Here is an 18929-nt window from a genome sequence, read left to right on the forward strand (position 1 = left end):
TGTGGCCCGCAACGGAGAAGTTCCATCAAACGACATCCCGATGTCGTAGGAGTTGTATACAGGCCCGCCCCGCATCAGTAGCGGTTCGCTATGATACGCGCGTTAAACGAAAACTGGGCACTGTTCCTTGGGATGTTCATGCTGATGGTTGCCAACGGTCTGTTGGCGACGTTGCTGACGATCCGGGGGGCCAGTCTGGGCTTTAGTGACTTCACGATTTCCGTCATGCAGGCAAGCTATCCCTTGGGTGCGCTTGCAGGGACGGCACTTGCCCCGAGGCTGGTCGAAAATGTCGGGCATATTCGGGCATTTTCGGCCCTCGCCTCGCTGGTTTCGATTGCGGCCATCGTGCATCTGCTGACCAGCGACGCGATCAGCTGGAGCGTGATGCGTCTGTTGGGCGGATTTTGTTACCCGGGGCTTTACGTCATCACCGAAAGCTGGCTGAACGCGAAGTCCGAGAACAACATGCGCGCTCAGGTCCTGTCGCTGTATTTCATTATCCAGCTTGCCGGCCCGGCGCTTGGCACCGCCATAGTAGGCTTTCCCGACCCCACTGGGAACCTGCTGTTCGGGCTTGTTTCCATCCTGATTTCGCTTTCGATCGTGCCGCTTCTTCTGTCGGGCAACAAGGCGCCGGAATATGCCGCTCCGGAACGCATGTCGGTTCCCGTGCTTTACAAGGTTTCGCCCATCGCAGTCATCGGTATCGTTCTGGTCAGCATCGGTGTCGCGGCGTCTTATATCTCGTTGCCGCTTTATGCGTTGCAAAACGGCTTTACGACGGCGCAGGCGTCAGGGGCGCTGGTGGCGGCGCTGATCGCCGGTGCGGTGGTGCAATACCCGATCGGCTGGCTGTCTGATCACACCGACAGACGCTATGTGGTCATCGGGCTGGGTGTCGTTACGACCCTGTCCAGTCTTTGGATGGCCATCGATACGTCGCCGTCTCATATCGTCTATGGTTTTGTTCTGATCGCAATCGGGCTGTATCCCGCGTATTCGATCCTGACGGCGCATGCCAATGATCAGCTCAAGCTGTCTCAGATCGTTCCCGCCAGTGGCACGATGGTGCTGCTGCTGAATGTCGGCCTGCTGGTGGGAACCATGCTGGGGCCGAACTCTATCTCATTGTTCGGCGGGCGCGGTCTTCCGTTTCTTCTGGCGGCTATCGGTATTGCGGTCGCCCTTTTCGCATTGATCCGGCGTGTTCAGGTGGCCGCTCCCACCGATACCGGCGATGTGCAGGTCGTGGGGATTATCGGCACCGGGCAACCCGGGGTCTTGCAGGCCGAAACCTGGGTTCAAGAGGAAGAAACCCGGACAAACCCGGACTCATCCCAAGGGTTCAAAGCATAGGCTGTTTCATTCGCGTCCGGCGCGACGGACGCCGTGCCGATGCGGCGGTCAAACCGAGATCGAAGCCGCCTTTGATGTACCGGACCATTCTGCACCGCAGGACCCCGTCAGAAATCCGTCGCTCAACCGAATATCAGGATCAGCACCACGCAGGGCGCACTCCACTTCTCCTTGGGGAAGATCACCGTCGATACGTTTTCGATACAGTTCGCACAGTTGACGGAATCCGCCAGATTGCGGCGACAGACGCAACGCCGAGATGCCAGCCTGTTTCAGCAGGTCGATCTGATGATCCGTACAGGCATGGCTGTCTGACAGGGTCTGCACACCGTTCATGGCCATAAAAGGCTTGCCGTCACCGGTCAGAACGTCCAACCCGTCCGGATCGTCTTCGCAGGCAAACTGGCAATTGTCCTTGCTGCGCCCATGCAATCGCGCGTGGTAACAGCGCCCGGAAATGGCCAGCGGCAACCTGCCATGCCCCCATATTTCGATCGCGACGCCCAAGTCCGAGGCAGCTTGCGCCAGCGTTTTGACCGAAGCGATGGGCAGTTCCGGCGGAAGACAAACCCGGCGCGCACCCCGAGCAGCCAACCATTTCAAAGTACCTTCGTTGTAGACATTTACCAGCGGGCCAACGGCAAACGTGCAGGTGCCGGGCAAATGTGCCAGCGCGGTCAGATCGTTGATCTCGACCATGACGCCCATTTCTGCAAGCTCAGCCGTGAGTTTGCGCTCGCGTTTCAGGGTCACAAGGGCCAGGCTTGTCAGCGCAACCTCTTTGCCCGCCTCCACCAGCCGGGAAATCGCCGCAGGGATACGATCCTGGTAGAACGGCAAGCGCTTGGAACAGACCAGTTCCCCAAGCACGACGCGGTCGACGGGCGATCGGGCCAGATCATCATAAAATGCAGCCCAGGTTTCGGAGGGCCAGAAGAACTGGTTCGGGCCTATTGTCAGTTCCATCGGATCACCTCCACGTCTTTTTGTAAGCGCCGGTCGTCATGGCCTGCCCTTCCGACAGTCGCGCAAGCATACCTTCGGGCATCGGCTGGCCTGACTCCAGCGCATCGACCGCGGCGCGAAAATTCCGAACGACCTGTGCGACATAAGATTTTGACCGCTGGCGCCCTTCGATCTTCAAGGCTGTCACACCTGCCTTTTGCAATTGCGGGATCAGCCGTTCTGCGTTCAAGCTGACGGGATCCTCGAACAGGTGCCCGGTTTTTTCACCTGCGGAAAAACACCCTTTGCACAAAGTCGGATACGGTGCGGGCTCATCCCGTTCGACCCGGTGGATCAGGTACCCGCCAAGGCGCGCGTTCAACGCGCCCTGTTCTTCTTGATACTGCACATGGCTGGCAGGGGAGCAGACACCATTCATGTTTGGAGACAACCCGGTGGCATAAGAGGACAGCGAGCATCGCCCCTCGGCCATGACGCAAAGACCGCCGAACACGAAGACTTCGGTTTCGACGTCGGTTTCAGAGTTGATCGCGGCAATTTCCGGAACGGACAAAACGCGCGGCAAGACCACCCGCTTTACACCGAAAGTTTCGGCATAGAAATTGATCACGTCAGCATTGGCCGCCGCGGCCTGCACGGACAGATGTCTGCGCAGCTTGGGATGATGTCGCGCCGCGTAGTCCAGCAAGCCCAGATCGGCGAGAATGACAGCATCTGCACCGCAGGTTTCGGCATCCGCCACCGCTTGTTTCCAAATCCCTTCGTTGCCTGCCTGCGGGAAGGTATTGATTGCAATCAAGACCTTCGATCCGTGATCATGGGCAAAGGAAATTCCGGCCCGCATTTCAGCGCGGTCAAAGTTGAGCCCCGGAAAGTTCCGCGCATTGGTTTCGTCATTGAAGCCACAATAGACCGTGTGAGCCCCGGCCCTGACGGCTGCACGCAGGGCCGCGGGCGTTCCCGCCGGGCAAACGATTTCCATTACCATAGGATCGCGTCCTCGGGTCGGGTCAGGCACAGGCCGGTCCGACGCTCTGCAAAGGCGATGATCTGCTTCAGCTGGCGTTCAAGCGGGCCGGAAAGGGTTGCGGCCTCGTGCGCGAGGTCCAGCTCTGCGTCGTCAATTGCGTTGCGCAGCGCCAGTGCCGCGGCTGTGTCGCCCTCGATCACCAGATCGCGCGAAAAGAACAGGGCGTCACCGTCAAACGCTCCATGCACCAGCCCCAACAGCGCCGCCAGTGGGCCGGAAATTCGCGCGGCCCCGTCCACGCGCCCGCGGCTCAATCTGATTCTCGGTGCGCCGTCATTCGGTTCGAGCAGAAGGACAACGGGCAGATCCGTTGGATCAAGCACAAAGGCTGCCCGGCTGTATTCCCCGAGCCGGTTGAGCAAATCGGGGTGTTTCTTGGTTATTTTGCGGGAAAACGCCGTCAGTGACAGCGACAAGGGTGCAAGCGGAACAAACCGCAGGGCTGCGGCCAAAGCGGCAGGGCATTGCGGTATCTGGTTTAGGGGATCGGACAAACAGACCTCCTGCTGTCTCAACAAAGTGAACCGGTGCGGCCTTCCTAAAGCCGCCCCGGCGCCCGGGACTTGACGGTTGTCAATTCGACCGGTCTCTTTCGCTGCTAGAGGGTAGGCACCATCGCCGGAGCAAACCCATTCGCACTCTGCCGCCATATCCCAGCCTTCGACATTTTCTGAAATGGTGTGAAGAAAAAGGGCAGTTCAGGCGCATCGCCGAACCGGTTTCCGTGCGCCATCAAATGACCGCTGTCCACCGCGCCGTGTTAGAGGCCAATGGGCCCGTGTTGCAATTCGACACGCCGACGGGCGTGCCCTCGGGGCAGTGCGACATGCCGGTTGTGGTCAACCTGTTCGGAACTTCGGAACGCGTCGCCGCCGGGCTGGGCGTTTCTTCCGATGGGCTGGGTGATCTGGGCGCGTTTCTGGCCGCGCTTCGGGCCCCGACGCCGCCGGGCGGGTTGCGGGATGCGCTGTCCCGGTGGCCGATGCTGAAGGCCGCATTGTCCACACGACCGAAGCAGATCAAAACCGCCGCTGTTCAGCAGGTTTGCCACAGCGGAGCCGATGTTGATCTTTCTGCGCTGCCGATCCAGACACACTGGCCCCGGGACGCGGGGCCCCTGATCACCTGGCCTGTGGTCATCACCCGCCCCCGTGGCAGCGAACCCGACGCGGTACAAACTTACAACGCCGGCGTTTATCGCGTTCAGGTGCTGGACCGGAACCGTCTGATTATGCGCTGGTTGCCACATCGCGGCGGGGCCGCTCATCATCGCAGTTGGGCGCAGCACGGCGAAAAGACGCCGGTCGCAATAGTTCTGGGCGCAAACCCCGCGACCTTGTTGTCGGCGGCTCTGCCCCTGCCCGAATTGGTGTCTGAGCTGACATTTGCCGGGGCCCTGAACCAGAACCGGCCACGATTGGTTCCGGCCAAATCCGTCGCACTGCTTGTACCGGCAGATGCCGAGATCGTTCTGGAAGGTTGGGTGTCGCCAAGCGAGACAGCACCCGAAGGGCCGTTCGGGGATCATACCGGGTACTACAACCCCGCCGAGCCGTTTCCGGTGATGCATGTCACGGCCGTGACCCATCGCGAGGCACCACTGTATCTGTCAACCTATACCGGACGCCCGCCTGACGAACCTGCGATCATTGGCGAAGTGTTCAATCGATTGGCCTTGCCGACCATTCGCGCTCAGATCCCCGAAATACACGACCTTTGGCTGCCGCCTGCCGCCTGTTCCTATCGCATCGCCATCGTCGCCATCGACAAGCGATATCCGGGCCAGGCCCGGCGTGTGATGATGGCGCTTTGGGGGATGCTGCCGCAATTCAGCTATACAAAGATGATCGTTGCGGTAGATGCCGATATCGACCCCCGAAACTGGAACGATATCGCCTGGGCGCTTGCCACGCGGATGGACCCGGGCCGCGATGTGATGAACCTGGACAGGACACCCATGGATTATCTGGATTTCGCCTCGCCGGAACCCGGTCTGGCCGGAAAGCTGGGCATCGACGCCACGACAAAAACAGGCAGTGAAACACAGCGGGAATGGGGGACGGTCATGCGCACCGACAAGGTTGATCACGCATTTGCGGAAGACCTGATAGACAGATTGATGCCAGAGCTGAGAACATGACGAAAACCCGAGTAGTCTTAGGCGTGTCAGGCGCTTCCGGTGCGGTTTTGAGCCTTGCGGTCGCACGACATCTGACATCGGCGGATATCGAAATCGACCTGGTCGTCAGCCCCGCCGCCCGTCTGACGCTTGCGCAGGAATGCGGCCCGGATGCCCTGAAGGAACTGCGGCAGTCGGCAACCCGTCATCATGCGCCCGCCGATATCGGGGCCAGTATAGCGTCCGGTTCGGTGCCGGTATCCGGGATGATCGTCGCGCCCTGTTCCATGCGCTCATTGGGTGCGATCGCGCATGGACTGGACGACAACCTGCTGACACGCGCGGCGGGCGTTCAGCTCAAGGAACGACGCCCACTGGTACTGCTGGCACGAGAAGCGCCGCTGACACTGGCGCATTTGCGCAATATGACTGCGGCCGCAGAAATGGGAGCCATCATCCTGCCCCCTGTGCCTGCCTTCTATTTGAACCCGGTCAACATAACCGAAATCGCGGATCAGATCGCAGCGCGCGCTGTTGATTGTCTGAAGGTTTGCGCACCGGCCGCGAAACCGTGGCATCCCGAAACCGAGGCGGACCCTGTCGAACGGTTCGAAAGCAAATTGCACATCCCATAGCCACAGATCGCGGATGAGATCTGCGGCTATGGGATGACCTTGATCCGGCGGGCCGGTTGTTTCAGTCGCGCAGCCTGCCGCCCAAAGGATCGAACGGCGCCTCTGCCAGCACCCGAGCCTTATGCGGTTTGCCAATCACCTGGATCACCACTTCATCCCCTGGCTGCGCCACCTCGGGGTTGCGGAAACCCAATGCCAGAGATTTCCCGACTGAATACCCGTACGCCCCCGATGTGACACGGCCGACAGGCGCACCATCAGGTGTAAAGATCGGCTCACTGCCGGTGGCGTCGGCATCCTCGGTCACGTCCAGTTCAAAGATGGACAGGACCTCGCGCGGAGCTCTATCCTTGATGGACAGATAGGCGTCTTTGTGCAGGAAATCCTTGTCCAGCTTGATCAGGCCCGTCAGCCCGACCTCTTGCGGCCAGTATTCCTGGGAATATTCCCGCCCCCAGGATCCATAACCCTTTTCGATGCGCAGCGACCCAAGCGCCCGTCCACCCACGGGGCCGCCACCGTAGTCTTTGGCGGCTTCGAGCAACGCAGAGTAAAGCGCGACCTGATCGGTTTCGGCGCAGTGCAGTTCCCAACCCAGATCGCCGGTAAAGCTGACCCGGATGGCCACGCAATCAACACCTGCTACGGTGATCTTTCGGGACCGCATGAAGCGGAACGCTTCGTTGGAAAGGTCTGCATTGGTCAAGCGCGCCAATGCCTCGCGTGATTTCGGGCCGGCGATGTTGAACCCGGCGATGCGGTCCGTTGCGACGTCAAGAGTTGTGCCCTGAGGCATTTCCACCATCTGAAAGAAGCGCTGATGATAGCGTTCAGCCATGCCGGAGCCAATCATCATATATTCGTCTTCCGCCAGCTTGGTGACGGTGAAATCCCCCGCCACGCCACCGCGGACCGAAATCAGCGGCGTCAGGCAGCTGCGCCCAATTTCGGTCGGCACGCGATTGGCCACCAGGCGGTCCAGCCAGTCGTAGGCACCAGGCCCCTTGATCAGGTAATTGGCGAAGTTCGAGATATCGATCACGCCCACGCTGTCGCGCAGCATCTGAACCTCGCGCCCGACCGGATCAAACCAGTTCTGGCGGGTGAAACCAGTGGTCTCTTCGGTGCCGGGTACATCGGCAAACCACAACGGGTGTTCCCAGCCACAGTTGAGACCAAAGACACAGCCCATCTGTTTCTGCATCTCGTAGGCGGGGCGCACACGGGCCGGGCGGCCTGCACTGCGTTCTTCATTCGGGAAGTGAATTTTGAACCGATGGGTGTATGCGTCTTCGACCCGGGCCTTGGTGAACTTTTTGTCGGCCCAGTCGCCAAAGCGGGCGAGATCCCAGGCGAACATGTCATATTGCGGCTCACCCTCGATCATCCATTGCGCCGCCAGCAGCCCCAGCCCGCCGGATTGCGAGAAGCCGGGGATCAGACCGCCGCAGAGGAAATAGTTCTTCAGTTCGGGCACCGGCCCCCACAGCATATTGGCATCGGGCGACCAGATCATCGGGCCGTTGATTACCCGTTTCACCCCGGCTGTGGCGGCAACCGGCACGCGTTCGGTGGCGCGGATCACATTTTCCATGATCCGGTCCAGATCGTCGGGAAACAGATCATGCGCGAAGTCAAGCGGCGTACCGTCTTCGGCCCAGAACTTCATGTCTTTCTCATAGGCCCCGATCAGCAGGCCGTTGCCCTCTTGTCGGAAGTAATACTCGCCGTCCCGGTCGGCGATTGACGGCAGACGACGGCCCAGACTGGCCACTTCGTCGATGCTTTCGGTCACGAAATACTGATGTTCGGTCGGTTGCAGCGGCAGGGTCAAGCCTGCCAGCGCCGCCACCTCGCGCCCCCAGAGGCCCGCCGCGTTGACCACCCATTGGGCATGAATGTCACCCTTGGGCGTACGAACGATCCAACTGCCATCGGGTTGCTGTTCCGTGGCGATCACCGGGCAGAACCGTTCGATGGTGGCCCCCATCGCACGGGCCCCGGCGGCATAGGCATGCGGTACGCCGGACGGGTCCACATTGCCGCCATCAGGTTCGTACATGATACAGCGGATGTCATCAAACTGCGCCAGCGGGTGCAGCTCTTTGGCCTCTTCCCGGCTGACCTCGTGAAAATTCAGCCCATAGAACCGGGCCTTCGCCTCTTGCAGGCGCAACTGCTGTTCGCGCTCTTCGGTCTGGGCCAGATAGAGCGATCCGGGCTGGAACACCCCGCAGCTTTGGCCGGTTTCCTTCTCCAGCTCTTTGTACAGGTTCATCGTATAGTGCTGGATGCGGGTGATGTTGTTGTTGTCATGCAGACCGTGGATGTTGGCCGCCGCGTGCCAGGTCGATCCGCTGGTCAGCTCATCGCGTTCCAGCAGGATCGAGTCCGTCCAGCCGAGTTTGGCAAGGTGATACAGGATCGACGTACCGGCAAGGCCGCCGCCGATGACAACAGCTTGTGCATGGGTTTTCATGAGGGAATGTCCTTGGATATGGCGCGGCTCAGGCGGCGATTTCTTTCATGACGGCAAGGAATTTGGCGACTTCGCCAATCGAGTTGTAGTGACACATCGAGACCCGTACACAGGCATCATAGCCAAGCGGTGTCAGGATATTGCCGGAATAGTGGTCCGCCTTGCGCAGATGCGTGCGGATACCGTGTTCGTTCAGCCGTTTGACGACCTCGGACGAGGCCACGCCTTCGACACGCAGCGATACCAGACCTTCTCGTGCCGGGTTGTCGGCCCCGCCCAGAATGGTGACTTTTTCCATCTCGGCCAGGCCGCTCAGGTTACCGGTGCCGTGGATCATCGCATCGGTCAGCGCCTTTTCCTGCGCATGGATCGCATCACCCGCCGCCAGAAACTTGCCGCGCCGGTCTTCGGCATCGCTGACCTGACTGCCCAGCCATTCGAAATAGGATACGACGTCGGACATCGTGGCATAAGCTCCGGTGTCGCGCGTGCCCATTTCCCAATTGTCCGCGGGGCCATTCAGCAAGGCGTTGTGCTCCAGCGCGGTCAAGCGATCAGAGATCCAGGCCACGCCGTAGCCATGACGCGAAAACACCTTGTAGGGCGAAATCACATAACCATCGACGTCATAGGTGGTCAGATCGATCCGGCCATGCGCTGCGTGCTGGATGCCATCGACGATGATGAAACAATCCGGAGCCACGGTGCGGATGGCCTGAGAAACGGCAGCGACATCAACGCCCATTCCCGTCACCGGAGAGGTATGCAGGATCGTCGCCACTTTGGTATCCGGTGTCACGGCCGCGGCATAGGCTTCGGCCAAGACGGTGCCGGTGGCGTCATCATGGGGTACCAAAACGTGGGTTTGCCCGGAAATGCGGGCCCAACGATCACAGGCCGAACGCGTCGCCGGGTGTTCCAATGTGGATCCCAGCACAACGCCCGGACCCGTTCCCAGACATGCGTTCATGATCAGCCGGAACAACAGTTCTGTACCGCTTTCACCCACAAAGAACTGCCCGCCGGGTGCGTTCATGAAATCCCGCATATCCGCCTTGGCCGCGTTGATCGTGGCGACCAGCGCATGGGATCCCGGATTGTCGCGCCCCTGGTTGTCCGGGATGGCGGCGTAACGAACCGAGCTTTCCAAAACTGAATTCAATGTCAGTGCGCCTCCGGCATTCTCGAAAAAGATCCGCTCACCCTGTTCGGGGCAATGATCGATCTGGGCAAATCGGCTGCGGATTTGGTTCAGCAGGCTCTCTGATATTTGGCTCATGGTCAGTGGTTCTTGTTTCGTTGTGTGTGCAAAGCTGTGCTTTGCCGACCCTAGGACGGTTCTTGCCGCAAGACATGCAAAAAAAACTGTGGCAAAGCGGTTGAATATTCTGTGCAAGTCGCGCGGGTGCCAGTCCAAAGCTTGTCACGACAGATATTGCCCATCGCCAGGCCCGGGAGCCCGTGCCTGCGGCGGCGGATGGTATATCTTCTTGATTTCCGAACCGTCTGTGGCTGGTCGGCTACTCGGGCAAGTACTTTTCCGACCAGCTTTCGGCGGCAGATCCAGCAGAGATCATCGCGTCGATATCCTCATCTGCATAACCGACGTTTCGCAGAATGCTGCGTGTATCCGCGCCGTATTTCGGCATCGGTCCGGGAATGACGATCCGGGCGCGTTCGGGTCGCACGGCATTTGGGGCAACCAGATCGCACCACCGGCCCATGGGATGCATGTCATGCCGAATGACGTTGAACGTTCCCCGCGTCAGGTCGATATTCCCGGCGCTTTCCGGCTGCAACACGGCGTCGCGCGTGTCATGCAACGATCCAAGAGGCATGACAGTGCTGGCGGAACCGGAAAACGCCTTTTGCCAGTATTCAACAGGTTGCCTTGCAAAATGATCCGCAAGCGCATCCGGCAATTCCTTTTCCGGCATATCGGCCACGCTGGCGAGGTCCGAGACACGGCGCAGGGCTTTGCGTTGTTCGGTGGGTGCGGCAAAGAACATCCACCCGTCCGCCGCGCGGTAACAATGGTAGAATGGTCCCCAGCCCATAGCTGCGCTCCCGGCCGGTTCATCAAAGGGCGCGCGGCCTTCGAAATCATACATCAATTGCGCCTGAATGAGGTTGCCGGCCGCCGCCAACGCAGCCCGCGCAATCCCGCCTTTGCCGGTTTTCTGCAATCTCAGCAGGGCCGCACCAAGCGCAACACATGCGCAATAGCCGGTCAGAACGTCAATGGTACCGAAATGCGCATGCTCTTCGGGCGTGGCCATGCCACCGCCAAAACGCACCATGACCCCTGTCGCCGCCTGCGCCAGGTCGTCATACCCCAGATGGTCCGATTTGGGTCCGCGCGCAGGACCGCCAAAGGCATCGAGTTGCACCAGAATGAGACGGGGGTTGATCGCCGCCAGCTCTTCCGCGCTCAACCCCAGGGCATCGCGCTGCTCATCCGTGCCGTTTATGGTGATGACATCCGAGGAGTCGATGAGCCGCCGTAACGCCCGCTTCCCGTCATCCGAGCTCAGGTTCAGCAAAACGCTTTGTTTTCCACGATGTGCGTGCAGGCCGAAAACCACGGTGTTCCACGGATCAACTGATGGCTCTGCCGGCTGAACGGAAGTCACCTGAGCGCCAAATCGTGCCAGCGTGGACCCGACCGTCGGACCGGCGATCACGTTGGTCAGGTCCAGCACCTTCAAACCCTCCAGCCAGCCCTGGCCGCTTGCGGCTGGTGGTCCGCTGCGCGGCGGTTCGGCAAGGATCGTTGAAACGGGTGCGTCATCGGAATCGGGGCCCGGTTTTTTGACCAGCGCAGCGCCATCATCCGCAAGCCACGCAACATTTCCCATCTGCTGCATCTTCCCATGACGCGGGTCCTCTACCTCCAACACCAGGCCCGAGGCCAAAGCGTGCGGATCGGCCAGCCATTCCTTGCTGAACCGTTGCGCCGTTCCGGGCGCCTTGGCAGACCCGAAAAGGGCTTCCCACTCATGAGAGGGCCTTGTCAGAAAGGCCTTTTTCATTGCGTCGGATACACGCGCGCGATCCCTTGCTCCGACAGGGTAGTTGCGCAGCGACCATTCATCCGGCCAGTCTGCGGTATCGAGATAGGCGTCGAAGTCCGGCAATTGATCGGCAAGGTGTTTGAGGCCAAGCGTCTCCAACACCCGCCGGGGATGTGTTTTCACACTGCCCGCCACCACATAGAACCCACGCCCGTCGGCGCAGGTATAAGTTCGATAGAAAGGGTCCAGGAACTCTTCCAGTTCCGCAAAGCTCAGATCCGTTGGCAAGCCTTCGGCTGCGCGCCTGTCAAGTTCCACTTCGCGAGGGGACTTGTAACGTTCGGGATAGTCTTCAATCTGCTCACAGTTATACACCAACCCTTCCAGCAGGGCCGAAGCCAGAGGCACCTCGATGTGGTCGCCTCCGTTCCGGTCACGTGCAGCCAAGGCGAACTGCACGGCCATCGCGCCGAACGAAGCGCCATAGGCGGATGCCAGCGTCAAAGGTGAAAAGGATGGGTTGATGCCCATCAGGCGCCGGTTCAGCCCCATATCCGTGAATTGCCCAGTGCGGGCCGCGATCACGGCTTCCCACGCCGGAAGATCGGCCAGCGCGGGATCGGTTGAGGCAAACCCCGGCAATGACAATGACACGATGCGCGGATTTATGTCGCGCAGAGCTTTCGGACCCAGGCCCAGCCTCTCCATCACGCCGGGCCGGAAGTTCTCGATCACCACGTCAGCCCGCGCCACAAGTTCGCGCGCGACCTGCAAACCCCCTTCGGATTTGAGGTCGATCGTCACGGCGGTTTTGCCACGTGACAGCATGTCTGTGGCCGGTTCTTTCAATCGCGGGCCACAGGGCGGGTCGATGCGGATCACCTCTGCCCCCAAATCAGCAAGCATCATGCCAACCAGTGGACCAGCCAGGTATTGGCCAAAATCGAGGACACGAATATGATCGAGTGGCCTTGCAGTCATTCGTTGTGACCCTCCCAGGGTGTTTGGTGAGTTTGTTGCGAATCGGCGTGCAGGCAAGAGATCACAACGCCCTTCTCGGAACAGGCTGAGTTTTCGGGCTTGGGACATAACGCGATCAATGCAACACCTGCCCTTGTTCAACACGCGACAAGGCGGCCACGGCCGAGCTTCACAGCCTTCTCCGGCGACCGCTGGGCGTACCATGCAGCCGAGCAATGCCAAGAAGTTGTTCGATTTGACCAAACCATGTCGCAAACGAGAAACACCGCTCAAAAATCCGCGTGTGACGCGAACTTGGAAGCGCTTCGAGGCTTGGATGGAAGCGGATCAGTCGGCTTGAAAGATCACCGGACCGTTGCGCCCAGCAGTCAGAAAACAAGTTATTGGAATCGCTCAAGAACGTGACGCTTCCCAAGTGTCAGGCAACACAAGACAAAAGGTCACGGCGCAATCGGGCCAAGGGCCACGTTGGCACGTGGCAGGACCTGTCGCGACACATGGCCGGCAATTGCGCTTCCGATAATTTATCCCTTTTTCCGACAATATGACAACCATCTACATCAATTCGTCAAATTGGCACCTATGAATTGTCGTGGCCGCGCGTCACGCTTGCGACAGGATGGGAAACAGCGGAGATCTTTATGTCCTGGAATGTGTGCGTTGTCGGCGCTGGAAAGATCGGACAGATGATTGCAACCCTGTTGAAAGGGTCGCCGAATTACTCTGTGACGGTCGCTGATCATGATCTAAAAGCGCTTGGTGATATCTCGAAGATGGGCATTGGAACCAGACAGATCGATGCCAATGACGCGGACGGGCTGGCCCGGGAACTGACCGGTTTCGACGCAGTCATCTCGGCAGCGCCGTTCTTCTTGACCCCTTCCATCGCCAAAGCGTCCAAAGCGGCGGGGGCGCATTATTTCGACCTGACCGAAGATGTTGCGGCCACGAATGCGGTACGTGAACTGGCCGGGGACAGCGCAACTGCGTTTATGCCGCAATGCGGTCTGGCGCCAGGTTTTGTCGGCATCGCCGGAGCTTCGCTGGCGGCGGAGTTTGACCAGATTGACAGCCTGCACATGCGGGTGGGGGCATTGCCGCTTTATCCGACGAATGCGCTGAAATACAACCTGACCTGGTCCACCGACGGGTTGATCAACGAATATTGCAACCCATGCGATGCCATCGTGAACGGCAAGCTGGTCAAGACCGCGCCGTTGGAGAACTACGAGATTCTGGGCCATGACGGCGTGGAATACGAATGCTTCAATACCTCGGGCGGTCTGGGCACGTTGCCGGAAACGCTGGAAGGCAAGGCGCGGGATGTGTCCTATCGCTCGATCCGCTATCCGGGTCATTGCGATATCCTGAAGCTGCTTTTGAACGATCTGGGACTGGAACGCCGCCGCGACCTGCTGAAAGAGATATTCGAGGCCGCTCTGCCCCGCACCGATCAGGACGTGGTGCTGGTATATTGCACCGCAAAAGGCGTCATTGATGGCGTGCTGCGCGAAAAGTCCCTGATCAACAAATCCTTTGCCCGCACCATCAATGGACAGGTCTGGAGCGCTATTCAGGTCACGACCGCCGCAGGCGTGCTGGGGGTGGTCGATCTGATGCGGATCGGAGCTCTGCCCTCGAAAGGCTTTGTCCGGCAGGAACAGGTCAAGCTGGACGATTTCCTCAACACTGAATTTGGCCAGCTGTATCGCGCTGGCGACGTCACCGAACAGAACAAGGCGGCCTGAGATATGAAAGACATCGTAATGACAGCCCAAACCACGCTTGCAAACCTGGATCTGACCGAGGCCCAACTAAAAGGCGGCACGCTCAGGGTCACGTCGCCGATTGACGGAAGCCTGCTGGCCGAAGTGCACGAGACGCCGATCTCGGACATGGACGCCATCTTTTCCCGAGCCAAGGCTGCGTTCAGGGAATGGCGCGTTGTCCCCGCCCCGCGCCGGGGTGAACTGATCCGCCTGTTGGGTGAAGAGCTGCGCGCAGCCAAGGACGACCTGGGTGCTCTGGTCAGTTGGGAAGCGGGCAAGATCACCTCGGAAGGTCTGGGCGAAGTGCAGGAGATGATCGACATCTGTGACTTTGCCGTCGGCCTGTCGCGTCAGCTTTATGGCCTGACCATCGCGTCCGAACGTCCCGGCCACCGGATGATGGAAACCTGGCATCCTGCTGGCCCGGTTGGTGTGATTTCCGCGTTCAATTTCCCGGTTGCGGTTTGGTCGTGGAATGCTGCTCTGGCCATCGTATGCGGTGATCCGGTGATCTGGAAACCGTCCGAAAAAACCCCGCTGACGGCGCTGGCCTGTCAAAAGATTTTCGAACGCGCCCTGGCCCGATTTGGCGATGCGCCGGACGGTCTTCTGCAAACGCTTATCGGTGGCGCCGATCTGGGAAAAACACTGGTGGCCAGTGAAGATGTTCCGGTGATCTCGGCCACGGGATCGACCCGCATGGGCCGCGCTGTCGCCCCCATCGTCGCACAGCGCTTTGGCAAGTGCATTCTGGAACTGGGTGGCAACAACGCAATGATCATCGGCCCTTCGGCTGATTTGGAGATGGCCGTGCGCGCGATTGTCTTTTCGGCAGTTGGTACCGCCGGTCAACGCTGCACCACGTTGCGTCGCCTGATCGTGCACAACTCGATCCGCGAAGAACTGGTGAGCCGTCTGAAAAAAGCCTATTCGGGTCTGCCCATCGGCAATCCACTGACAGACGGCACGTTGGTTGGGCCGCTTGTGGACGAAGCCGCGGGCGCGGCGATGACCGCCGCTTTGAAAGCGGCCGAAGCGGAAGGCGGTTCGGTGTTCGGCGGCAACCGCGTTACCGAAGGTGTTCCGGCAGGTGTATACATGGAACCTGCGATCGTCGAAATGCCGGGTCAGACCGCGACCGTGAAAACCGAAACCTTTGCGCCGATCCTCTACGTCATGGGCTATGACGATTTCGACGACGCGGTAGAGCTTCAGAATGACGTACCACAAGGCCTTTCATCCTGCGTGTTTACCCTGAACATGCGTGAGGCCGAGCAGTTTCTGTCTGCGGCCGGATCCGATTGCGGAATTGCCAACGTCAATATCGGGCCCTCAGGGGCAGAGATCGGTGGCGCCTTTGGCGGAGAGAAGGAAACCGGCGGCGGGCGCGAAAGCGGTTCGGACGCGTGGAAAGCCTATATGCGCCGTCAGACCAACACCGTGAATTACTCGGCCGAACTTCCACTGGCCCAGGGCGTCAAATTCGACATCTGAGTATCGCTGGATAGTCGTCGGGCAAAAACTTAAAAGGCCAGCAAAAAACACCACCCGGGACGCCCAGTCCCGGGTGTTTTGTTCTGCATGTTGAGGCGGCCTTTTGGCCAAGGGTTCCGATGCCGGCGCGACGACGGCCATTCCGGTGCTGATGGATTGTCTTGTGTTTCGGCAAGAGGCCTTCCGAGGCTTTGCGGCATCCTCGATACAACTGCCACGAACGGCCGTCGGCCTGATTATTGCCGGTTATCCCGTTGCGCCATTTACTCGCCCAACAGCTGCGACAGTTTTTCCGCCCCCCGGCGCAAGGTGTCGAGAAATGACTTCAGACTGCCGACATCATGCCGTTGCGTCGGGGCATGAACTGAAAGCGTGGCAACCAGCCTGCCCTGCGCGTCCTGCACCGGCACGGCGATCGCCACCATGCCCGCCATGAATTCTTCGTCGTCTGTGGAAAACCCCCGCTCGGCCGTGATCTTGATTTCACTCAGCAGGGCCTTCGGCTCTGTCAATGAACGGGCGGTCTGCTCTTTTAGCTTTCCGGCTGACAGAAACCCGTTCAGAGTTTTGGGGCGCAAGGTGGAAAGGTACATCTTGCCACTGGCCGTGCAGTGGAACGGCACCTGGGTTCCGATCGGCAATTGAATTCGCAACGGCCATTTGGTTTCTACCCGGTCAAGATAGATCATGCCTTCGCGATCCGGGATGGCCAGATTGCATGTTTCGCCCACTTCGTCGGCCACGCCGCGCAGGATGGCGAGACGCGCGGTCCGCAGATGCTCGGCGGACATGGTATTCACGGACAACAGCCGCAGTCTTCTGCCCGGACCATAGGACCGTCCGTCAAGATCGCGTTGCAGGAACCCTTCTGCCTCTGCCGTTTGCAGCAAACGATGGATTGTGGGTTTGGCCAATCCCAATGCATCGATCAGATCCGAAGGTTTGACCGCAACGCCGCGCCGTGCCACCTCTTCAAGGATCAGCAACAGGCGCAGGTTGGTGGGAATCTGAGTTTCTCTGTCTTTAGTATCAGTCTCGGCCATCCTTCAACATTCTAGTTATTTGGCAGAAGGATCAAGGCCAGTTCGGGCACCAGCGACACCAATATCCAGACCGATAGCAGGGCCACCAAATAAGGCACCGTATAGCGCAGCAACCGGAAGTACGGCACGCCCGTCACGCCTGAAGCGACATACAGGTTAAGCCCGTATGGTGGTGTGATAAACCCGATGGATGCACCGACCAGGAAGATGACTGAGAAATGAATTGGATCAATTCCAACCGAGGCTGCGATTGGCGCAAGGATCGGGGCCAGGATGATGGTGACCGGAAGGCTTTCCAGCACCATGCCTGAAAAGAAGACGATCACCATCGATGTAAACAGAACCGCATGGTACCCCCCCATGGAGGTCACGAAGTTTCCGATTGTTTCCTGTGCGCCAAGTAGGGACAGGATCTGCTGCATCACAACCGAAATTGCGATCAACGGGGCCAGGATACCCGTAATCTGGGCAGACCTGATAACGATTGAGGGGATCTCAGGGATCGTGAACCCCTCGACCACGAACATTTCAGCGAAGCTCTTTTCGGTTGGCGGTATATCGTTCCGGGCCCCCATGATGCGGTTGATCGGGTAGCTGACCAGCCCCGCAATGACACAAAAGCCCACGGTCACGCCAGCGGCCTCTGTCGGAGAGAACTTGCCGGTATATATGCCCCAAAGCACAAGCCCGATGGCGAAAAAGCCGAGCCAGGCCCCGAAGGCGGTTTTCAGCACCCGGTTCAATTGCAGTGGGATCAGATAGCCCCACCCGTTCATGCGGCAGATGATCCAGCACGCCAGCTGCATCCCGATGACCATCAGCGCACCGGGCAGAATACCGGCCACGAACAATTCGGAAATCGGCAGGTTCATCAGAAAGCCATAGACGATGAAGATGATCGAAGGGGGGATGATGATACCGACAGTACCGCCCGCAGCAGCGGTCGCGGCGCTGAACCGTTCGTCATAGCCGCCCTTTACCATCTCGGGGTGCAGCATCGACCCGATGGTCGCCGTCGTGGCCGAGTTCGACCCCGAAATCGCCGCAAACAGCCCGCAGGCCCCCAGCGACGCCATTGCAAGTCCGCCGCGTATCCAGCCTAGGCAGGCATAGGCAAAATCACTGAGCCGTCGCGCGATGCCGGATTTGTTGATCAGGTCGCCGGTCAGGATGAACAACGGCATCGCCAACAGGGCGAAGCCCTTGTTGAAAACGTTCAGAAGTTCGGCCCCCATATTGTCCAGCGTCAGACCAAGGACAAAGGAACATCCAATGACCCAGTAACCGATGACCAGCAGCACCGGCACGCCCAGCATGAACAGAAAGGTGACCCCCAGCGAGATCAGTGTAACAAGTGTTCCGTCTGTCATCAGTCTGCCCCGATCACGGCCTGCTTGATCAGCGGCTCGCCTGTTTTCCAGTTGTGCAAATCATCGGCGAGGTTCTGAAACACGCGACCGACCATTAAGAAGAATGACAATGGTGCAGCCAGCAGGAACCACCACTGCATGATATTGTCCGTGCCCAGTACGATCTGAAAGTTCGAGGCCGAAAGCGCCACCAGTCGCGAGGTGGTCACGATGACGATCACCGCGAAGATGAACCACAGCACCGCGTCAAGAAACAGGCAGGCCAATTGCCCGCCGCGGGGCATGGCGGTGCGGAATTCACTGAAACTCAGATGCGTGCGCAAGCGTACGTTGTAGGACGCACCAAACCAGGCCATCACCATGAAAAGAAGCGGAGGAATGGTTGTGGACCAGGGTTCCTGATCATTGAAGACAAACCGGTCGATCACGCCCCAGAAGATGATCAGTGCGATGGCAAGATAAGAATACACCATGACCGACCGTTCCAGATGACGTTCGATCAACGGCACCATGCGATAGATCAACATGACCAGCAAACCCCCGATCGCGGCAACGATCGCACCAACGATCCAAGCCGCGTCGGATTCCAGAGCAAGTTGAATCTCGAAAGAATCCTGGCTGAGAAAAGCGCTGAATATTGCGCCAATGTCTGCCCAAAGTGACATGAAGC

Annotated in this window: 14 protein-coding genes; 5 read left to right on the forward strand and 9 right to left on the reverse strand. The window is 59.3% G+C overall.

Annotated features, from left to right (window positions below; translation table 11 throughout):
• Window positions 1–90: 90 nt before the first annotated feature.
• Window positions 91–1359: an MFS transporter gene (locus I9185_RS14550; RefSeq protein ID WP_171636305.1), complete on the forward strand. Its 1269-nt coding sequence runs from the start codon at window positions 91–93 to the stop codon at window positions 1357–1359.
• 48 nt (window positions 1360–1407) lie between these two features.
• Here the strand turns inward: I9185_RS14550 and I9185_RS14555 are convergent, their stop codons facing one another.
• From I9185_RS14555 to I9185_RS14565, 3 genes are read right to left on the reverse strand one after another with little or no spacing between them, the layout of a single operon-like run.
• The gene (locus I9185_RS14555) at window positions 1408–2325 is read right to left on the reverse strand and encodes a U32 family peptidase (RefSeq protein WP_171724531.1); all 918 of its coding nucleotides are present in this window, start codon (window positions 2323–2325) and stop codon (window positions 1408–1410) included.
• A 4-nt stretch (window positions 2326–2329) separates the two neighbouring features.
• Complete coding sequence (locus I9185_RS14560) at window positions 2330–3307, reverse strand: peptidase U32 family protein (protein ID WP_171724648.1); 978 nt, start codon at window positions 3305–3307, stop codon at window positions 2330–2332.
• On the reverse strand, window positions 3307–3849 hold the full coding sequence (locus I9185_RS14565) for an SCP2 sterol-binding domain-containing protein (protein ID WP_348539746.1): 543 nt from the start codon (window positions 3847–3849) through the stop codon (window positions 3307–3309). The genes I9185_RS14560 and I9185_RS14565 overlap by 1 nt, the downstream gene beginning before the upstream one ends.
• 137 nt (window positions 3850–3986) lie before the next feature.
• Here I9185_RS14565 and I9185_RS14570 point away from each other — a divergent pair, with 137 nt between their 5' ends.
• Window positions 3987–5495 carry a UbiD family decarboxylase gene (locus I9185_RS14570; RefSeq protein ID WP_210093494.1) on the forward strand — a complete coding sequence of 503 codons (1509 nt, stop codon included), beginning with the start codon at window positions 3987–3989 and terminating at the stop codon, window positions 5493–5495.
• On the forward strand, window positions 5492–6109 hold the full coding sequence (locus I9185_RS14575) for a UbiX family flavin prenyltransferase (RefSeq protein WP_210093406.1): 618 nt from the start codon (window positions 5492–5494) through the stop codon (window positions 6107–6109). Before I9185_RS14570 ends, I9185_RS14575 begins: the two co-directional genes overlap by 4 nt.
• Window positions 6110–6170: 61 nt before the next feature.
• On the opposite strand, the gene I9185_RS14580 is transcribed toward I9185_RS14575, so the two are convergent.
• The 3 genes from I9185_RS14580 to I9185_RS14590 form a co-directional block, all read right to left on the reverse strand.
• Window positions 6171–8588: an FAD-dependent oxidoreductase gene (locus I9185_RS14580; RefSeq protein WP_210093407.1), complete on the reverse strand. Its 2418-nt coding sequence runs from the start codon at window positions 8586–8588 to the stop codon at window positions 6171–6173.
• Between the two features lie 28 nt (window positions 8589–8616).
• A complete protein-coding gene (locus I9185_RS14585) occupies window positions 8617–9867 on the reverse strand; it encodes an aminotransferase class V-fold PLP-dependent enzyme (RefSeq protein WP_210093408.1) in 1251 nt (416 codons plus the stop codon).
• Window positions 9868–10108: 241 nt separating this feature from the next.
• The gene (locus I9185_RS14590; RefSeq protein ID WP_210093409.1) at window positions 10109–12583 is read right to left on the reverse strand and encodes a CoA transferase; all 2475 of its coding nucleotides are present in this window, start codon (window positions 12581–12583) and stop codon (window positions 10109–10111) included.
• Window positions 12584–13224: 641 nt separating this feature from the next.
• Between I9185_RS14590 and I9185_RS14595 the strand changes: the two genes are divergently transcribed.
• Together I9185_RS14595 and I9185_RS14600 are read left to right on the forward strand one after the other, a co-directional pair.
• Window positions 13225–14331 carry a saccharopine dehydrogenase NADP-binding domain-containing protein gene (locus tag I9185_RS14595; protein WP_171233222.1) on the forward strand — a complete coding sequence of 369 codons (1107 nt, stop codon included), beginning with the start codon at window positions 13225–13227 and terminating at the stop codon, window positions 14329–14331.
• An 18-nt stretch (window positions 14332–14349) separates the two neighbouring features.
• A complete protein-coding gene (locus I9185_RS14600; protein ID WP_209835121.1) occupies window positions 14350–15846 on the forward strand; it encodes an aldehyde dehydrogenase family protein in 1497 nt (498 codons plus the stop codon).
• A 263-nt stretch (window positions 15847–16109) separates the two neighbouring features.
• Here the strand turns inward: I9185_RS14600 and I9185_RS14605 are convergent, their stop codons facing one another.
• The 3 genes from I9185_RS14605 to I9185_RS14615 are packed head-to-tail and all read right to left on the reverse strand — an operon-like array spanning window position 16110 to window position 18924.
• The gene (locus I9185_RS14605) at window positions 16110–16889 is read right to left on the reverse strand and encodes an IclR family transcriptional regulator (RefSeq protein WP_171636323.1); all 780 of its coding nucleotides are present in this window, start codon (window positions 16887–16889) and stop codon (window positions 16110–16112) included.
• 11 nt (window positions 16890–16900) lie between these two features.
• Window positions 16901–18259, reverse strand: a complete 1359-nt coding sequence (locus tag I9185_RS14610; protein ID WP_171636325.1) for a TRAP transporter large permease — start codon at window positions 18257–18259, stop codon at window positions 16901–16903.
• Window positions 18259–18924 carry a TRAP transporter small permease subunit gene (locus I9185_RS14615; RefSeq protein WP_171636326.1) on the reverse strand — a complete coding sequence of 222 codons (666 nt, stop codon included), beginning with the start codon at window positions 18922–18924 and terminating at the stop codon, window positions 18259–18261. Before I9185_RS14615 ends, I9185_RS14610 begins: the two co-directional genes overlap by 1 nt.
• Between the last annotated feature and the right edge of the window lie 5 nt (window positions 18925–18929).

This window comes from Ruegeria sp. HKCCSP346, assembly GCF_017872595.1.
Taxonomy (GTDB): domain Bacteria; phylum Pseudomonadota; class Alphaproteobacteria; order Rhodobacterales; family Rhodobacteraceae; genus Ruegeria.